The following is a 17,821-nucleotide window of genomic DNA, read 5'->3' as shown; positions in this document are numbered from 1 at the left end:
TGTGTGCTGTAAGCGTTTGTCGATGTGTCGCTGCTCGCACTCAAGTCAGCGTATCCGGTCGCCTTTCGATCACAGTGAGCGCCCGCCCGTCCAGACCAGGCACTATCGGATCACTCACGGCAGGTTCCAGCCGACCTGCTATGACAACGAGGCACACGGCACGGAAGGTTCCGTTCCCGCCACCTCGGAGATCGCCCGAGCCCTGGAGGACACCGTGCTTCAGGGCGTACGCCCGCGCACTCGAGGAGCTGTTTCTGTGACGGCCGCCGTTTGGCGGAACAGCCGCTCCAGTACCACCGCGATGCCGTCCTCCTCGTTCGACAAGGTCACCTCGTCGGCCACCGCCTTGAGTTCGGGGTGGGCGTTGGCCATCGCTACGCCGTGGGTTGCCCAGTCGAACATGGGGATGTCGTTCGGCATGTCACCGAAGGCGATCGTTGTGGTGTCTGTGAGACCGAGGTGGGCGGCGGCGAGTGCCAGGCCTGTCGCCTTGGTCACTCCACATGGCTGAAGTTCGACGGTGCCGGGGCCGGACATCGTGACAGTGGCGAGGGAACCGACCGCTCCGCGGGCCGCCGACGCCAACTCGTCGTCCGTCAGGTACGGATGGCGCAGCAGCACCTTGCTGATGGGTTCTGTCCAGAGGTCGTCGCGGTGGAGGATCCGTACCGCCGGCAAGGTCGGATGCGGCATCTCGTAACCCGGTTCGATCAACGTGAGCCCGTCGACACCGTCCTGGTCCACCGCCGCGTACACGTCCCCGACCTCCGCCTCTATCTTGCCGAGCGCCGTCTCGGCCAGTTCCCGGTCCAGGGTCACCGACCACACCATGCGGTCGGCCCCGGCGTCGTACAACTGCGCCCCCTGCCCGCACACCGCCAGCCCCTGACCGCCCAGTTCGTCGAGCAACGGCCGTACGCGCGGCGCCGGGCGCCCCGTCACCACGAGGTGCCGGGCCCCCGCCGTGACCGCCATCGCCAGCGCGGTCCGTGACCGGTCGGAGAGGGTGTCGTCGCCGCGGAGCAGCGTTCCGTCCAGGTCAGTGGCGATAAGTGAATATGCGATCGGTGCGGCCATGATCAGAGAATACGGACCAGAACGGCCCATCGACCCGGCCCGAACCGGACGACGTCCGAAACCTCGACCATCCCCCGCGTCACCGTGGAGGCCACCGGGGCGCCAATCCGCCCGAACTCGTCGCCGACCTCCTGGCGTGGCAGCGAGCCGCGGCGAGCGAGTCGTAAGCCTCCGGCGTGCGAGTCGTAAGCCTCTCGGACGCCCCGCGCGCAACTCCCCCGTAACGTGATCCCCACCCACACGGAAAGCGAGGCAGCACCCGATGCCCCCCTTCGAGGTCCCCGAGGGCGATCCCTTCGGTCCCCACAATCTTCCGTACGGCGTGTTCTCCCCAGCCGGCTCCCAGGAGCGCGGTGTCGGCGTCCGGCTGGGCGACCACGTCCTCGACGTGGGCGGCGCGGCCCGGGCACTCGGCTCCCCGTACGTCCGTTTGCTCGCCCGTCGCTCCCTCGACCCCTTGCTCGCGGCGGGCCGCACAGCCTGGTCGGACGTGCGACGAGCGATCACGGCATGGGTGACCGTGCCCGCCCACCGGGAAACCGTCGAACCCCTGCTGCACCCGCTCTCCGAAGTCACCCTGCACCTCCCCTTCACGGTCGCGGACTACGTCGACTTCTACGCATCGGAAAACCACGCCCGCAACGTCGGCAAGATGTTCCGCCCCGACGCCGCCGACTCCCTCACCCCCAACTGGAAGCACCTGCCGATCGGTTACCACGGCCGGTCCGGCACCGTCGTGGTGTCCGGCACGGATGTGGTACGCCCCTGTGGCCAGCGCAAAGGGCCCACGGACCCCGAGCCGGTCTTCGGGCCGTCCGTCCGCCTGGACATCGAGGCGGAGGTCGGCTTCGTGGTGGGTACGCCCTCCGCCATGGGCTCACGGGTGCCGCTGAGCGACTTCCGCGACCACGTCTTCGGCCTCTGCCTCCTCAACGACTGGTCCGCGCGCGACCTCCAGGCCTGGGAGTACGTCCCCCTCGGCCCCTTCCTCGGCAAGTCCTTCGCCACGTCGGTGTCGGCCTGGATCACACCGCTCGACGCCCTGGATGACGCCCGGGTCGCGCCCCCGTCCCGTACTCACCCCCTGCTCCCCTACCTGGACGACGCCTCCGAGGAACCCGGCGGCTACGACCTGCGTATCTCCGTCGCCCTCAACGGCCATGTCATCTCCGAGCCGCCCTTCTCCACCATGTACTGGACCGCCGCCCAGCAGTTGGCCCACATGACGGTGAACGGCGCCTCTCTGCGCACCGGTGACTTCTACGGTTCGGGAACGGTGAGCGGAGCCGACGAGCGCGAACGCGGCTCGCTGCTGGAGCTGACCTGGAACGGACGCGACACCCTCGAACTCCCCAACGGCAAGCGGACGTTCCTCGAGGACGGCGACGTCGTCACGCTGACGGCCTGGGCACCGGGGCCGAACGGAACCCGGGTGGAACTGGGCGAGGTGACGGGGCAGGTCGTACCGAGCGTGTGACCGCTCATCCGCTCTGCCTCACCCGGCCACCTGTCCCACCCGGTCCCCTATATCCAGTCGTCCGGCCCGTCGGGCTCGTCGGGCTCGCCCCAGTCCTCCGGATCCGGCTCCTGCGTCTCCGAGTCCTCGCCCTCGGCCGCGGGAGCCGGTGACACCGGAGCCAGGGAGGCAAGCACCCCGAGGACCCCATCCCCATACGTCGCGAGCTTCTTCTCGCCCACTCCGCCGATCCCGCCCAACTCCGCGATGGACGTGGGCCCCACCGTGGCGATCTCCCGAAGTGTCGCGTCGTGGAAGATGACGTACGCCGGAACTCCCTGCTCCTTGGCCTGCGCCGCACGCCACGTGCGCAGGGCCTCGAAGACGGGGACCAGCTCCTCGGGCAGCTCGACCGCCGCGGCCTTGGCCTTGCGCTCGCCTCTGGGCGACGCCGACTTCGCGGTCACCGGCTTCTTCGGCTCCTTGCGCAGCGGGACCTCCCGCTCACGCCGCAGCACCGTTCCGCTCGCCTCGGTCAGTACGAGCGTCCCGTACTCGCCCTCGACCGCGAGCAGTCCCTGGGCCAGCAACTGCCGTACGACTCCTCGCCATTCGCCCTCGGACAGCTCCTCGCCGATGCCGAAAACGGACAGCTGGTCATGGTCAAATTGTATGACCTTGGCGGTTCTGTTCCCGAGCAGAATGTCGACGATCTGGACCGCCCCGAACTTCTGCCCGCGCTCGCGCTGCAACCGCACCACCGTGGACAGCACCTTCTGAGCCGCGACCGTGCCGTCCCAGGTCTCCGGAGGGACCAGGCAGGTGTCGCAGTTCCCGCACGCCGTGGTCTCGGCGTCCTGGCCGAAGTAGGCGAGCAGTTGGGCTCGGCGGCACTGAACGGTCTCGCACAGCGCGAGCATCGCGTCGAGGTGCATCGCGGCCCGGCGCCGGAACGCCTCGTCGCCCTCGCTCAACTGGATCAGCTTGCGTTGCTGTATGACGTCGTTCAGGCCGTACGCCATCCAGGCCGTGGACGGCAGTCCGTCGCGGCCCGCGCGGCCCGTCTCCTGGTAGTAGCCCTCGACCGACTTCGGCAGGTCGAGATGGGCGACGAACCGTACGTCCGGCTTGTCGATGCCCATGCCGAAGGCGATGGTGGCGCAGACGACCAGGCCTTCCTCGCGCAGGAACCGCGACTGGTGCGCCGCGCGCGTGCCCGCGTCCAGTCCCGCGTGGTACGGCACCGCCTCGATGCCGTTGCGGCAGAGGAACTCGGCCGTCTTCTCCACGGAGTTGCGCGACAGGCAGTACACGATGCCCGCGTCGCCCGCGTGCTCCTCCTTCAGGAAGGACAGCAACTGCTTCTTGGGGTCGGCCTTCGGCACGATCCGGTACTGGATGTTGGGACGGTCGAAGCTCGCCACGAAATGGCGGGCGTCCGGCATGCCCAGGCGCTGCGTGATCTCCTGGTGCGTCGTGTGCGTGGCCGTCGCGGTCAGTGCGATCCGCGGTACGTCGGGCCAGCGCTCACCCAGCAGTGAGAGCGCCAGATAGTCGGGGCGGAAGTCGTGGCCCCACTGGGACACGCAGTGCGCCTCGTCGATCGCGAAGACCGAGATCTTGCCGCGGGCGAGCAGATCGAGCGTGGACTCCAGGCGCAGCCGCTCCGGCGCGAGGTAGATCAGGTCGAGCTCGCCCGCCAGGAACTCCGCCTCGACCACGCGCCGCTCGTCGAAGTCCTGCGTGGAGTTCATGAACCCGGCGCGCACGCCTAGCGCCCGCAGCGCGTCCACCTGGTCCTGCATCAGCGCGATCAGGGGGGAGACCACCACACCCGTACCGGGTCTGACCAGGGAAGGGATCTGGTAGCAGAGCGACTTGCCGCCGCCCGTCGGCATGAGGACCACGGCGTCGCCGCCGGCCACCACATGCTCGATGACCGCTTCCTGCTCGCCGCGGAACGCCTCGTACCCGAAGACACGTCGGAGCGTGCCCAGCACTTCGCTCTCCGCAAGCTCCGCGGCCCTGCTCTCGCCCAGCCCCACGGCCTGCCCGGCAAGCCCTGCGGCCCTGTCCTCTTCGGTCATCACACCCGTCCCGCCCGTCCCGCCCAACCCGCTCATTGCTCTGTCCCCCGTCGCACGTCGTGCCTCGACCACTGCGTCCACGATAGGCGCCGGCACCGACAGCCTCAGAGTTATCCACAGGTCGCCTTCGATGACTCTCACCCGACACGCACGAGGCCCCGGCTCCCGCGAAGGGAGCCGGGGCCCGACGCACGGGTGCGCACGTCAGCGCACGAACACCCCCGCCTGGCCCGCCAGGTCGAGGAAGTACTGCGGTGCCACCCCGAGTACGAGCGTGACCACCACGCCGAACGCGATCGCCGTCATCGTCAGCGGCGACGGCACGGCCACCGTCGGCCCCTCCGGCTTCGGCTCGCTGAAGAACATGAGCACGATCACGCGGATGTAGAAGAACGCCGCGATGGCCGACGAGATCACACCGACCACGACGATCGCGCCCGCGCCGCCCTCCGCCGCCGCCTTGAACACAGCGAACTTCCCGGCGAAGCCGGAGGTGAGCGGAATGCCCGCGAAGGCCAGCAGGAAGACCGCGAACACCGCCGCCACCAGGGGCGAACGCCGCCCGAGCCCCGCCCACTTGGACAGATGCGTGGCCTCGCCGCCCGCGTCCCGCACCAGGGTCACGACCGCGAACGCCCCGATCGTGACGAAGGAGTACGCCCCCAGGTAGAAGAGCACGGACGAGATTCCGTCCGCCGAGGTCGCGATGACACCGGCGAGGATGAAGCCCGCGTGGGCGATCGACGAGTACGCCAGGAGCCGCTTGATGTCGGTCTGGGTGATCGCGACGATCGCGCCGCCCAGCATGGTGACGATCGCGACGGCCCACATCACCGGCCGCCAGTCCCAGCTCAGGCCCGGCAGTACCACGTACAGCAGCCGCAGCAGCGCCCCGAAGGCGGCCACCTTGGTGGCGGCGGCCATGAAGCCGGTCACCGGTGTCGGCGCGCCCTGGTACACGTCCGGAGTCCACATGTGGAACGGCACCGCGCCCACCTTGAACAGCAGGCCCATGACGAGCATCGCGGCGCCGATGAGCAGCAACGCGTCGTTGCCCATCGTCTCGGCGAGCGCCGGGGTCACGTTCTCGATCGAGCCGTCGACGACCTGCGCGATCGTCGCGTACGACACCGAGCCCGCGTAGCCGTACAGCAGGGCGATGCCGAAGAGCGTGAACGCGGAGGCGAAGGCGCCGAGCAGGAAGTACTTGACCGCCGCCTCCTGCGACATGATCCGCTTGCGGCGGGCCACGGCGCACAGCAGGTAGAGCGGCAGTGAGAAGACTTCCAAGGCGATGAACAGCGTCAACAGGTCGTTGGCGGCCGGGAAGAGGAGCATTCCGCCGATCGCGAAGAGGAGCAGCGGGAACACCTCGGTGGTGGTGAACCCGGCCTTCACGGCGGCCTTTTCGCTGTCGCTGCCCGGCACGGACGCGGCCTGCGCGGCGAACGAGTCGACCTGGTTCCCGTGTGCCACGGGGTCGAGCCGCCGTTCGGCGAAGGTGAACACGCCGAGCAGACCGGCCAGCAGGATCGTGCCCTGCAGGAAGAGTGCCGGCCCGTCGACGGCGATGGCGCCCATCGCCACGATGCCGGCCTTTGTGGTGCCGTATCCCCTGGTCGCGAGCGCGATGACCGCGGCGAAGGCGGCGGCGAGCGAGACAATGGACAGGAACACCTGGGCGTAGTAACGGGACTTGCGCGGCACGAACGCCTCGATGAGCACGCCGATGATCGCCGCGCCGATGACGATCAGGGTGGGCGACAACTGCCCGTATTCGATCTTCGGCGCGTCGATCTTGTCGATCGGATCGGCCGCCATTGTCCACAGGCTGTGGACGGCTGTTGCGCTCACTTGGCCGCCTCCACCTCAGGCTCGGGGTCCTGCTTCTGAACGTCGGACATGGTGTGCTCGACCGCCGGGTTGACGATGTCGGTGAGTGGCTTCGGGAAGACGCCCAGGAAGATCAACAGGGCGATCAGCGGGGTGACGACCACGAGTTCCCGCACCCTCAGGTCGGGCATGGCCGAGACCTCGGCCTTCACCGGGCCCGTCATCGTCCTCTGGTAGAGGACGAGGGTGTAGAGCGCGGCGAGGACGATGCCGAAGGTGGCGATGATCCCGATCACCGGGTAGCGCGTGAACGTGCCGACCAGGACCAGGAATTCACTCACGAAGGGCGCGAGGCCGGGCAGCGAGAGGGTCGCGAGGCTGCCGATCAGGAAGGTGCCGGCGAGTACCGGGGCGACTTTCTGCACTCCTCCGTAGTCGGCGATCAGCCGCGAGCCGCGCCGCGAGATCAGGAAACCGGCCACCAGCATCAGAGCGGCGGTCGAGATCCCGTGGTTGACCATGTAGAGCGTCGCGCCCGACTGGCCCTGGCTGGTCATCGCGAAGATGCCCATGATGATGAACCCGAAGTGCGAGATCGACGCGTACGCCACCAGCCGCTTGATGTCACGCTGCCCGACCGCGAGCAGCGCCCCGTAGACGATGCTGATCAGGGCGAGTACGAGGATGACCGGCGTCGCCCACTTCGATGCCTCCGGGAAGAGCTGGAGGCAGAAGCGCAGCATCGCGAAGGTGCCGACCTTGTCGACGACCGCCGTGATCAGTACGGCGACCGGGGCGGTGGCCTCCCCCATGGCGTTCGGCAGCCAGGTGTGCAGCGGCCACAGGGGCGCCTTCACGGCGAACGCGAAGAAGAAGCCCAGGAAGAGCCACCGTTCGGTGCTGGTCGCCATGTCCAGCGTGCCGTTCGCCCGGGCTTCGGCGATCTCCTGGAGCGAGAAGTTTCCGGCCACTACGTAGAGACCGATCACGGCGGCCAGCATGATCAGGCCGCCGACCAGGTTGTAGAGGAGGAACTTCACGGCGGCGTACGAGCGTTGGGCCGCCGCCTTCTCGTCCGTGCCCGCGTGAGCGCGGTCTCCGAAGCCGCCGATGAGGAAGTACATCGGGATGAGCATGGCTTCGAAGAAGATGTAGAAGAGGAAGACGTCGGTGGCCTCGAAGGAGAGGATCACCATCGCCTCGACGGCGAGGATCAGGGCGAAGAAGCCCTGCGTCGGACGCCAGCGGCTGCTGCGGGTCTCCAGGGGGTCGGCGTCGTGCCAGCCCGCGAGGATCACGAACGGGATCAGCAGCGCGGTCAGCGCGATGAGCGCCACCCCGATGCCGTCCACACCCAGCTCGTAGCGCACTCCGAAGTCCGCGATCCAGGCGTGGGATTCGGTGAGTTGGTAGCGGTCGCCGCCGGGCTCGAAGCGGACCAGGACCACCACGGCGAGTACCAGGGTGGCGAGCGAGACCAGCAGCGCCAGCCATTTGGCGGCGGTGCGGCGCGCGGCCGGCACGGCAGCCGTGGCGATCGCCCCGAGGGCCGGGAGCGCCGCCGTCGCTGTCAGCAGTGGAAAGGACATCGGTATCAGACCGCCCTCATCAGCAGGGTCGCGGCGATGAGGACCGCCGCACCGCCGAACATCGAGACCGCGTACGAGCGCGCGAAGCCGTTCTGCAACCTGCGCAGCCGTCCGGAGAGGCCGCCCATCGAGGCCGCCGTGCCGTTGACGACCCCGTCGACCAGGGTGTGGTCGACGTACACCAGGGAGCGTGTGAGGTGCTCTCCGCCGCGTACGAGGACGACGTGGTTGAAGTCGTCCTGGAGGAGGTCGCGCCGGGCGGCCCTGGTGAGCAGGGAGCCGCGCGGGGCGACGACGGGCACGGGACGGCGCCCGTACTGGGCGTAGGCGAGGCCGACGCCGATGACCATCACGGCCACCGTGGAGAGGGTGACGGTCAGCGCGCTGACCGGCGGGTTCCCGTGGGCGTGGTGAGTCACGGGCTCCAGCCAGTGGATGAACCGGTCGCCGATACCGAAGAACGCTCCCGCGAACACCGAGCCGAAGGCCAGCACGATCATGGGGATCGTCATGGAACTGGGCGACTCGTGCGGGTGGGGTTCGGCGTGCTCGCCGTGCGTCTCGGCGGCGGGCTCCACGCTGGGCTCGGCCGGGGACGGCGTCGGAGCGTGCCGCCAGCGCTCCTCTCCGAAGAACGTCATCAGCATCACGCGCGTCATGTAGTACGCGGTGATGGCCGCGCCGAGGAGGGCCACGCCTCCGAGGATCCAGCCCTCGGTGCCGCCCTTGGCGAAGGCAGCCTCGATGATCTTGTCCTTGGAGAAGAAGCCGGACAGACCGGGGAAGCCGATGATGGCGAGATAACCGAGGCCGAAGGTGACGAAGGTGACCGGCATGTACTTCCTGAGGCCGCCGTACTTCCTCATGTCGACCTCGTCGTTCATGCCGTGCATGACCGAACCGGCACCGAGGAACAGCCCGGCCTTGAAGAAGCCGTGCGTCACCAGGTGCATGATCGCGAAGACGTAGCCGATGGGGCCGAGGCCCGCGGCGAGGATCATGTAGCCGATCTGCGACATGGTCGAGCCGGCGAGCGCCTTCTTGATGTCGTCCTTCGCGCAACCGACGATCGCACCGAACAGGAGCGTGACGGCGCCGACGACGGTGACGGCCAGCTGGGCGTCCGGCGCGGCGTTGAAGATCGTGCCGGAGCGGACGATCAGGTACACGCCCGCGGTCACCATCGTCGCAGCGTGGATCAGAGCCGAGACCGGGGTCGGGCCCTCCATCGCGTCCCCGAGCCAGGACTGCAGCGGCACCTGGGCGGACTTGCCGCAGGCGGCGAGCAGCAGCATCAGGCCGATGGCGGTGAGCTTGCCCTCGCTCGTCTCGCCCGTCGCCTCCAGCACGGGCCCGAAGGCGAAGGTGCCGAACCACGCGAACATCAGCATGATCGCGATCGAGAGGCCCATGTCGCCGACGCGGTTGACCAGGAAGGCCTTCTTCGCGGCCGTGGCAGCGCTGGGCTTGTGCTGCCAGAAGCCGATCAGCAGGTACGAGGCGAGGCCGACGCCCTCCCAGCCGACGTACAGCAGCAGGTAGTTGTCGGCGAGGACGAGCAGCAGCATCGCCGCGAGGAACAGGTTCAGATAGCCGAAGAAGCGGCGGCGCCGCTCGTCGTGCTCCATGTACCCGATCGAGTACACGTGGATCAGCGAGCCGACGCCGCTGATCAGCAGGACGAACGTCATCGACAGCTGGTCGAGTTGGAAGGCGACGTCGGCCTGGAAGCCCTCTACGGGGACCCAGCTGAACAGGTGCTGGGTCATCTCCCGTTCTTCCGCGCCCTTTCCGAGCATGTCGGCGAAGAGGATCGCACCGATCACGAAGGAGGCGGCCGCGAGGACGGTGCCGATCCAGTGGCCGACAGCATCGAGCCGCCGGCCGCCGCACAGCAGTACGGCCGCTCCGAGCAGAGGCGCCGCTACCAGCAGCGCAATCAGATTCTCCACGATTCAGCGACCCCTTAGAGCTTCATCAGGCTGGCGTCGTCGACCGAGGCCGAGTGGCGGGAACGGAACAGGGACACGATGATCGCGAGCCCGACCACGACCTCCGCGGCGGCGACGACCATCGTGAAGAAGGCGATGATCTGGCCGTCGAGATTGCCGTGCATCCGGGAGAAGGCCACGAGCGCGAGGTTGCAAGCGTTGAGCATGAGCTCGACGCACATGAACACCACGATCGCGTTCCGCCTGATCAGGACGCCGGAGGCGCCGATCGTGAACAACAGGGCGGCGAGGTAGAGGTAGTTGACGGGATTCACTTCGTGGCCTCCTCTTCCCGGCCGAGCCGTTCCTCCGCGCGCTGCTCCAGGGCCTTGAGGTCATTGATCGCCTCGTTGGACACATCGCGGATCTGGCCGCGCTCCCGCAGCGTCTTGATGACGGTGAGTTCGGACGCGGTGCCGTCCGGGAGGAGGCCCGCGATGTCCACCGCGTTGTGCCGGGCGTAGACGCCGGGGGCGGGCAGCGGCGGGAGCTGCTTGCCTTCCCGTACGCGCTCCTCGGCCATCTCGCGCTGGGTCTTGGCCCGCTCGGTGCGCTCCCGGTGCGTGAGCACCATGGCGCCGACGGCGGCCGTGATGAGCAGGGCGCCGGTGAGCTCGAAGGCGAAGACGTACTTCGTGAAGATGAGGGCGGCGAGACCCTCCACGTTGCCACCGGCGTTGGCCTGGCCCAGGCCGTTGAACTCGTTCAGGGAGGCGTTGCCGATTCCCGCGCAGAGCAGGATGCCGAAGCCGAGGCCGCACAGGAGAGCCAGCCAGCGCTGCCCCTTGATGGTCTCCTTCAGGGAGTCGGCGGCGGTGACGCCGACGAGCATGACCACGAAGAGGAACAGCATCATGATCGCGCCGGTGTAGACGACGACCTGCACGATGCCCAGGAAGTACGCGCCGTTGGCGAGGTAGAACACCGCCAGGATGATCATGGTCCCGGCGAGGCAGAGCGCGCTGTGCACGGCCTTCTTCATGAAGACGGTGCACAGGGCGCCGATCACGGCGATGGTGCCGAGAACCCAGAACTGGAAGGCCTCTCCGGTGGAGGTGGTGTAGGCGGCGAGATCCGTCATCGACCGATCACCTTCTCCGAAGCCGGCTCGTCCTCGCCGAAGGTCGAGGCGGCCTCCTGCGGCACCTCTCCCTTGGAGAGGGCCACCTGACGCTCCGTACCCGGCGCCGCCTCCGTGACCAGGCCCCGGTAGTAGTCCTGCTCGTCCGTGCCCGGGAAGATCGAGTGCGGAGAGTCGACCATGCCCTCGTCGAGGCCGGCGAGCAGCTGCTCCTTGGTGTAGATGAGGTTGGCGCGGCTGCTGTCGGCCAGCTCGAACTCGTTCGTCATCGTCAACGCGCGCGTGGGGCACGCCTCGATGCAAAGGCCGCACAGGATGCAGCGGGCGTAGTTGATCTGGTAGACGCGGCCGTACCGCTCGCCCGGGGAGTAGCGCTCCTCCTCGGTGTTGTCCGCGCCCTCCACATAGATGGCGTCCGCCGGGCAGGCCCAGGCGCACAGCTCGCAGCCGATGCACTTCTCCAGGCCGTCCGGATGGCGGTTGAGCTGGTGCCGGCCGTGGAATCGCGGAGCGGTGGTCTTCTGCTGCTCCGGATACTGCTCGGTCAGCCGCTTCTTGAACATGGCCTTGAAGGTCACGCCGAAGCCTGCGACGGGATTCTGGAAACCGGGTTTGGTCTCCTTCTGCTCATCAGCCATCGGACGCCTCCTTTCCGTCACGAGGTCCATCAGATTCGTCACTGGCAGTATCGACCCCACCACTGACAATCAACTCCCGCTCCCGGCGCGGGCGTCGCCGCGGCACCGGTGGCAGGGTCTGTCCCGGCAGCGGTGGTACGGGGAATCCGCCCGCCATCGGGTCGAAGGCGACGGCCTCGGCAGGCGCTTCCCGCACCTCCTCGGCGGACTTCCGGTCGCGGAACATGTCGACGAGGAACGAGAGCAACAGCAGGGCGATGACACCGCCGGCGATGTAGAGGGCGATGTCGGCGAAGTCGTAGTTCTCGTTGCGCAGGGTCCGCACGGTCGCGACGGCCATCAGCCACACCACGGAGACCGGGATGAGGACCTTCCAGCCGAGCTTCATCAGCTGGTCGTAGCGGACGCGGGGCAGCGTGCCGCGCAGCCAGATGAAGAAGAACAGCAGCAGCTGCACCTTCACCACGAACCAGAGCATCGGCCACCAGCCGTGGTTGGCTCCCTCCCAGAAGGTGCTGATGGGCCACGGGGCCCGCCAGCCGCCCAGGAAGAGCGTCACGGAGACCGCCGAGACGGTCACCATGTTCACGTACTCGGCGAGCATGAACAGCGCGAACTTGATGGACGAGTACTCGGTGTTGAAGCCGCCGACCAGGTCGCCCTCGGACTCCGGCATGTCGAACGGCGCGCGGTTGGTCTCGCCGACCATCGTCACGATGTAGATCAGGAACGACACCGGCAGCAGGATGATGTACCAGCGGTCGTGCTGCTGGGCGACGATCTCCGACGTCGACATGGAGCCGGAGTACAGGAACACCGAAGCGAAGGCGGCGCCCATGGCGATCTCGTACGAGATCATCTGCGCGCAGGAGCGCAGACCGCCCAGCAGCGGATAGGTGGATCCAGAACTCCAACCCGCCAGCACGATCCCGTAGATGCCCACCGAGGCGACCGCGAGGATGTAGAGCATCGCGATCGGCAGGTCGGTGAGCTGCATCGTGGTGCGGTGACCGAAGATCGAGATCTCGTTGCCGGCCGGCCCGAAGGGGATCACGGCGATCGCCATGAAGGCCGGGATCGCGGCGACGATCGGCGCAAGGATGTAGACCACCTTGTCCGCGCGCTTGACGATGAGGTCTTCCTTGAGCATCAGCTTGATGCCGTCGGCGAGCGACTGGAGCATGCCCCAGGGGCCGTGCCGGTTGGGGCCGATGCGCAGCTGCATCCAGGCGACGACCTTGCGCTCCCACACGATGGAGAAGAGCACGGTCAACATCAGGAAGGCGAAGCAGAAGACCGCCTTGATGACGACCAGCCACCAGGGGTCGCGGCCGAACATGGAGAGGTCCTCCGCGGCGAAGTACGGGGTCATGCCTTCACCTCCTTGGGGGCTTCGGGAGCGAGCGTCGCCGGGCCGATGCGGACGAGGTCACCGGGGAGCGTGCCCGTGTCGGAGGCGACGCCTCCCCCGGCGGAGTTCAGCGGGAGCCACACCACGCGGTCGGGCATCTCCGTGATCTGCAACGGGAATTCGACGACTCCGGAAGGACCGGTCACGGCCAGTACATCGCCGTCCTTGACACCGGCCTCGGCTGCCGTGGCGGGCGACACGCGCGCGCGTGCGGCATGCCGGGTCCCGGCGAGCGCCTCGTCGCCCTCCTGGAGGCGGCCCTGGTCGAGCAGCAACCGGTGCCCGGCGAGCACGGCCTCCCCGGCGGCGGGGCGCGGCAGTTCGGCCGCTGTCTGACGGAGCTCGGTGGCCTGTGCCCCGTCCCAGGCGCCGAGCCGGTCGAGTTCCACTCGCGCGGTGCGCAGATCGGGCAGTCCCAGGTGTACGTCCATGGCGTCCGCGAGCATCTGCAGGACACGGGCGTCGGCCGGCGCCAGACGGCGGGTCATCTGGTCGGGCTTGAGCGCCGCCTCGAAGGACCGTGCCCGGCCCTCCCAGTTGAGGAAGGTGCCCGCCTTCTCCGCGACCGCGGCGACGGGGAGGACGACATCCGCGTGCTCGGTGACCTCACTGGGGCGCAGTTCGAGCGACACCAGGAAGCCCACTTCGGACAGTGCCGCACGCGCGCGTGCCGGGTCGGGCAGGTCCACGACCTCGACGCCGGCCACGACGAGCGCGGCCAGTTCACCGGTGGCGGCGGCCTCGACGATCTGGCCCGTGTCGCGGCCGTACCGGAGCGGGAGTTCGGAGATTCCCCAGGCCGCGGCGACCTCGACCCGCGCGCGCGAGTCGGTGGCCGGACGCCCGCCCGGCAGCAGCGAGGGCAGCGCGCCCGCCTCGATGGCGCCGCGCTCCCCGGCCCTGCGCGGGATCCACACCAGTTCGGCACCGGTCGCGGCGGCGGCCCGTACGGCGGCGGTGAGCCCGCCCGCCACGGCGGCCAGCCGCTCCCCGACGACGATCACGGCACCCTCGGCGCGCAGTGCCTCGGAGGCCGTCGCGCCGTCGCCCTCCAGGCCGACGCCGGACGCCAGCGCGTCGAGCCACTCGGTCTCGGTGCCGGGCGCTGCGGGCAGCAGCGTGCCGCCGGCCTTCTCCAGTCCGCGGGTCGCGTGCGTGGCGAGCGCGAACGTCTTCTGTCCGTGTCCCCGCCAGGCCTTGCGCAGCCGCAGGAAGACCCCGGGCACCTCCTCCTCGGCCTCGATGCCGACGAGCAGGACGGCGGGCGCCTTCTCCAGAGAGGTGTACGTGACGCCCGTACCGTCGAGGTCCCGGCCTCGTCCGGCGACCCGGGCGGCCAGGAAGTCGGCCTCCTCGCCGCTGTGCACGCGCGCGCGGAAGTCGATGTCGTTGGTGTCGAGGGCCACGCGCGCGAACTTGCTGTACGCGTAGGCGTCTTCGACGGTCAGCCGGCCCCCGGTCAGGACACCGGTCCTGGAACGGGCCGCCAACAGCCCCTCGGCCGCCGCCGAAAGGGCCTCGGGCCACGAAGCGGGCTCCAGCTCACCGGATTCACCCCGTACGAGGGGCGTCGTCAGACGGTCCCGCTGCTGTGCGTACCGGAAGCCGAACCGCCCCTTGTCGCACATCCACTCCTCGTTGACTTCGGGGTCGGGAGCCGCGAGCCGCCGCATGACCTTGCCGCGCCGGTGGTCGGTACGGGTCGCGCAGCCGCCGGAGCAGTGCTCGCACACCGAGGGCGAGGAGACGAGGTCGAAGGGGCGCGAGCGGAAGCGGTACGCCGCCGACGTCAGCGCGCCCACCGGGCAGATCTGGATGGTGTTCCCGGAGAAGTACGACTCGAAGGGGTCGCCCTCTCCGGTGCCGACCTGCTGGAGTGCGCCCCGTTCGAGCAGCTCGATCATCGGGTCGCCCGCGACCTGGTTGCTGAACCGGGTGCACCGGGCGCACAGCACGCACCGCTCACGGTCGAGCAGCACCTGGGACGAGATCGGGACGGGCTTCTCGAACGTCCGCTTCTTGCCCTCGAAGCGGGACTCGGCGTTGCCGTGCGACATGGCCTGGTTCTGCAGAGGGCACTCGCCGCCCTTGTCGCAGACCGGGCAGTCCAGCGGGTGGTTGATGAGCAGCAGCTCCATCACACCCTTCTGGGCCTTCTCGGCGACAGGAGAGGTGAGATGGGTCTTGACGACCATGCCGTCCGTGCAGGTGATCGTGCAGGACGCCATGGGCTTGCGCTGGCCCTCGACCTCGACGATGCACTGGCGGCAGGCGCCAGCCGGGTCGAGGAGAGGGTGGTCGCAGAAGCGGGGGATCTCGATGCCGAGCTGTTCGGCGGCGCGGATGACCAGGGTGCCCTTGGGCACGCTGATCTCGATGCCGTCGATGGTCAGCGAGACGAGATCTTCCGGCGGAACCGCCGCCTCTCCGCCCCCGGAGGGAGCGCTGGTGGTCACAGTCATGCGTTCACCTCCGCGTGCTTGTCCTTGTCGGCCCAGGCCGTCGACTTCGCCGGATCGAAGGGACAGCCCCGACCGGTGATGTGCTCCTCGTACTCCTCGCGGAAGTACTTGAGGGAGGAGAAGATCGGCGAGGCGGCGCCGTCGCCGAGGGCACAGAAGGACTTGCCGTTGATGTTGTCGGCGATGTCGTTCAGCTTGTCGAGGTCGGACATGACGCCCTTGCCGGCCTCGATGTCGCGCAGCAACTGCACGAGCCAGTACGTCCCTTCGCGGCAGGGCGTGCACTTGCCGCAGGACTCATGGGCGTAGAACTCCGTCCACCGCGTCACCGCCCGCACGACACACGTCGTCTCGTCGAAGCACTGCAGAGCTTTGGTGCCGAGCATGGAACCCGCGGCACCCACTCCTTCGTAATCAAGAGGGACGTCGAGGTGCTCGTCGGTGAACATCGGGGTCGAAGAGCCGCCCGGCGTCCAGAACTTGAGCCGGTGCCCGGGCCGCATCCCGCCGCTCATGTCGAGCAGCTGGCGCAGCGTGATGCCGAGCGGCGCCTCGTACTGACCGGGACGGGCGACATGGCCGCTGAGCGAGTAGAGCGTGAAGCCCGGGGACTTCTCGCTGCCCATCGACCTGAACCATTCCTTTCCCTTGTTCAGAATCGCGGGAACTGACGCGATCGACTCGACGTTATTTACAACAGTCGGGCACGCGTAGAGCCCCGCGACAGCAGGAAAGGGGGGACGAAGTCGCGGCTGGCCACGGCGGCCCTCGAGCGAGTCGAGCAGTGCGGTCTCCTCACCACAGATGTACGCGCCCGCGCCCGCGTGCACGGTGACCTGGAGGTCGAGTCCGCTGCCCAGGATGTTCTCGCCGAGGTATCCCGCCGCATACGCCTCCCGTACTGCCTCGTGCAGCCGCCTCAGCACGGGGACAACTTCACCGCGCAGATAGATGAAGGCATGCGAAGACCGGATCGCGTAACAGGCGATCACGATGCCCTCGATGAGGCTATGCGGGTTCGCGAAGAGAAGCGGGATGTCCTTGCAGGTGCCCGGTTCCGATTCGTCGGCGTTGACAACCAGATAGTGAGGCTTGCCGTCGCCCTGCGGAATGAACTGCCACTTCATGCCCGTGGGGAATCCCGCGCCGCCGCGTCCGCGCAGACCGGAGTCCTTCACGTACGCGATGAGGTCGTCCGGCGACATGGCGAGGGCCTTGCGGAGCCCCTCGTACCCCTCGTGCCTTCGGTACACGTCCAGCGTCCAGGACTTGTCCTCGTCCCAGAAGGCCGACAGCACGGGTGAGAGCAGCTTCTCCGGGCTGGTGTCTTTGATCTCGGCTGCCAAGGTCATCACTCCCCCTCCTCGGAGACCGGGCCCGCAGGATGCGCGGGGTCGGAGGCCGAGGTTCGCTGCGGCGCGTCATGCGAGCTGAGGTGCTCGGCGGGCGGCTGGTCCTGCGGACCACCGGAGGCCCGCGGGTGCACCACGCGCGCGGGAGTCGTCTCGCCCTTCGCCAGCCGGAGGCCGGTCAGTGAGGCCGGTCCGGCGCTGCCGCCCGCCTCGACGGCTCCGGGGCGCTCGTCGGGGAATCCGGCCAGGACCCGTGCGGTCTCCTTGAACGTGCACATGGGGGCGCCGCGCGTCGGTTCGACCTGTGCTCCCGCGCGCAGGTCGTCCACGAGGCGCTTCGCGGTTTGCACGGTCTGGTTGTCGAAGAACTCCCAGTTGACCATCACGACCGGTGCGAAGTCGCAGGCCGCGTTGCACTCGATGTGCTCCAGGGTGACCTTGCCGTCGTCGGTGGTCTCGCCGTTGCCAACACCGAGGTGGTCCTGGAGGGCCTCGAAGATCGCGTCGCCGCCCATCACCGCGCACAGGGTGTTGGTGCAGACGCCCACCTGGTAGTCACCGGAGGGCTTGCGCCGGTACATGGTGTAGAAGGTGGCGACCGCGGTGACCTCGGCCGTGGTCAGGTCCAGCATGTCGGCGCAGAACTGCATGCCGGTGCGCGTGACATGGCCCTCCTCCGACTGCACGAGATGCAGCAACGGCAGGAGGGCGGACCGGGAGTCCGGGTAGCGGGCGATGACTTCGCGCGCGTCGGCCTCGAGCCGGGCTCGAACGTCGTCCGGGTAGTCGGGCGCGGGCAGTTGGGGCATGCCCAGGCTGACGCCCTGCGCCTGTACGCCCTGCT

General features: G+C 68.5%; 13 protein-coding genes. 1 reads left to right on the top strand and 12 read right to left on the bottom strand.

Going from position 1 to position 17,821, the window contains the following annotated elements; all coding sequences use genetic code 11:
• Nucleotides 1-219 precede the first annotated feature (219 nt).
• Complete coding sequence (locus OP79_RS09460; RefSeq protein WP_051744537.1) at nucleotides 220-1,077, bottom strand: Cof-type HAD-IIB family hydrolase; 858 nt, start codon at nucleotides 1,075-1,077, stop codon at nucleotides 220-222.
• 262 nt (nucleotides 1,078-1,339) lie between these two features.
• Here OP79_RS09460 and fahA point away from each other — a divergent pair, with 262 nt between their 5' ends.
• A complete protein-coding gene (fahA, locus tag OP79_RS09455) occupies nucleotides 1,340-2,554 on the top strand; it encodes a fumarylacetoacetase (protein WP_033319577.1) in 1,215 nt (404 codons plus the stop codon).
• A 47-nt stretch (nucleotides 2,555-2,601) separates the two neighbouring features.
• Here fahA and recQ read toward each other — a convergent pair whose 3' ends face one another.
• The 11 genes from recQ to nuoE all read right to left on the bottom strand — a co-directional run bounded on the left by recQ (nucleotide 2,602) and on the right by nuoE (nucleotide 17,786).
• Nucleotides 2,602-4,620 carry a DNA helicase RecQ gene (gene recQ / locus OP79_RS09450; protein WP_051744536.1) on the bottom strand — a complete coding sequence of 673 codons (2,019 nt, stop codon included), beginning with the start codon at nucleotides 4,618-4,620 and terminating at the stop codon, nucleotides 2,602-2,604.
• A 204-nt stretch (nucleotides 4,621-4,824) separates the two neighbouring features.
• A complete protein-coding gene (nuoN, locus tag OP79_RS09445) occupies nucleotides 4,825-6,474 on the bottom strand; it encodes an NADH-quinone oxidoreductase subunit NuoN (RefSeq protein ID WP_033319576.1) in 1,650 nt (549 codons plus the stop codon).
• Nucleotides 6,471-8,042, bottom strand: coding sequence for an NADH-quinone oxidoreductase subunit M (locus OP79_RS09440; RefSeq protein ID WP_033319575.1), 1,572 nt, complete (start codon nucleotides 8,040-8,042; stop codon nucleotides 6,471-6,473). The genes nuoN and OP79_RS09440 overlap by 4 nt, the downstream gene beginning before the upstream one ends.
• A 5-nt stretch (nucleotides 8,043-8,047) precedes the next feature.
• Nucleotides 8,048-9,994 carry an NADH-quinone oxidoreductase subunit L gene (gene nuoL / locus OP79_RS09435; RefSeq protein WP_033319574.1) on the bottom strand — a complete coding sequence of 649 codons (1,947 nt, stop codon included), beginning with the start codon at nucleotides 9,992-9,994 and terminating at the stop codon, nucleotides 8,048-8,050.
• A gap of 14 nt (nucleotides 9,995-10,008) precedes the next feature.
• Complete coding sequence (gene nuoK, locus OP79_RS09430) at nucleotides 10,009-10,308, bottom strand: NADH-quinone oxidoreductase subunit NuoK (protein WP_033319573.1); 300 nt, start codon at nucleotides 10,306-10,308, stop codon at nucleotides 10,009-10,011.
• Nucleotides 10,305-11,114 carry an NADH-quinone oxidoreductase subunit J gene (locus OP79_RS09425; protein ID WP_033319572.1) on the bottom strand — a complete coding sequence of 270 codons (810 nt, stop codon included), beginning with the start codon at nucleotides 11,112-11,114 and terminating at the stop codon, nucleotides 10,305-10,307. Before OP79_RS09425 ends, nuoK begins: the two co-directional genes overlap by 4 nt.
• Nucleotides 11,111-11,752 (bottom strand): NADH-quinone oxidoreductase subunit NuoI, encoded by a 642-nt coding sequence (nuoI, locus tag OP79_RS09420; RefSeq protein WP_033319571.1) that lies wholly within the window; start codon nucleotides 11,750-11,752, stop codon nucleotides 11,111-11,113. Before nuoI ends, OP79_RS09425 begins: the two co-directional genes overlap by 4 nt.
• Entirely contained in the window at nucleotides 11,745-13,124 is a 1,380-nt protein-coding gene (gene nuoH / locus OP79_RS09415; RefSeq protein ID WP_033319570.1) for an NADH-quinone oxidoreductase subunit NuoH, read from the bottom strand. The genes nuoI and nuoH overlap by 8 nt, the downstream gene beginning before the upstream one ends.
• Nucleotides 13,121-15,625 (bottom strand): NADH-quinone oxidoreductase subunit G, encoded by a 2,505-nt coding sequence (locus tag OP79_RS09410; RefSeq protein ID WP_033319569.1) that lies wholly within the window; start codon nucleotides 15,623-15,625, stop codon nucleotides 13,121-13,123. Before OP79_RS09410 ends, nuoH begins: the two co-directional genes overlap by 4 nt.
• Nucleotides 15,622-16,980 carry an NADH-quinone oxidoreductase subunit NuoF gene (gene nuoF, locus OP79_RS09405; RefSeq protein ID WP_106972336.1) on the bottom strand — a complete coding sequence of 453 codons (1,359 nt, stop codon included), beginning with the start codon at nucleotides 16,978-16,980 and terminating at the stop codon, nucleotides 15,622-15,624. The genes OP79_RS09410 and nuoF overlap by 4 nt, the downstream gene beginning before the upstream one ends.
• Entirely contained in the window at nucleotides 16,977-17,786 is an 810-nt protein-coding gene (nuoE, locus tag OP79_RS09400; protein ID WP_373302372.1) for an NADH-quinone oxidoreductase subunit NuoE, read from the bottom strand. Before nuoE ends, nuoF begins: the two co-directional genes overlap by 4 nt.
• Nucleotides 17,787-17,821: the final 35 nt, after the last annotated feature.

The organism is Streptomyces yerevanensis (assembly GCF_000716805.1).
Classification (GTDB): Bacteria; Actinomycetota; Actinomycetes; order Streptomycetales; family Streptomycetaceae; genus Streptomyces; species Streptomyces flaveus.
This window is presented reverse-complemented; position numbering and strand designations above follow the sequence as displayed.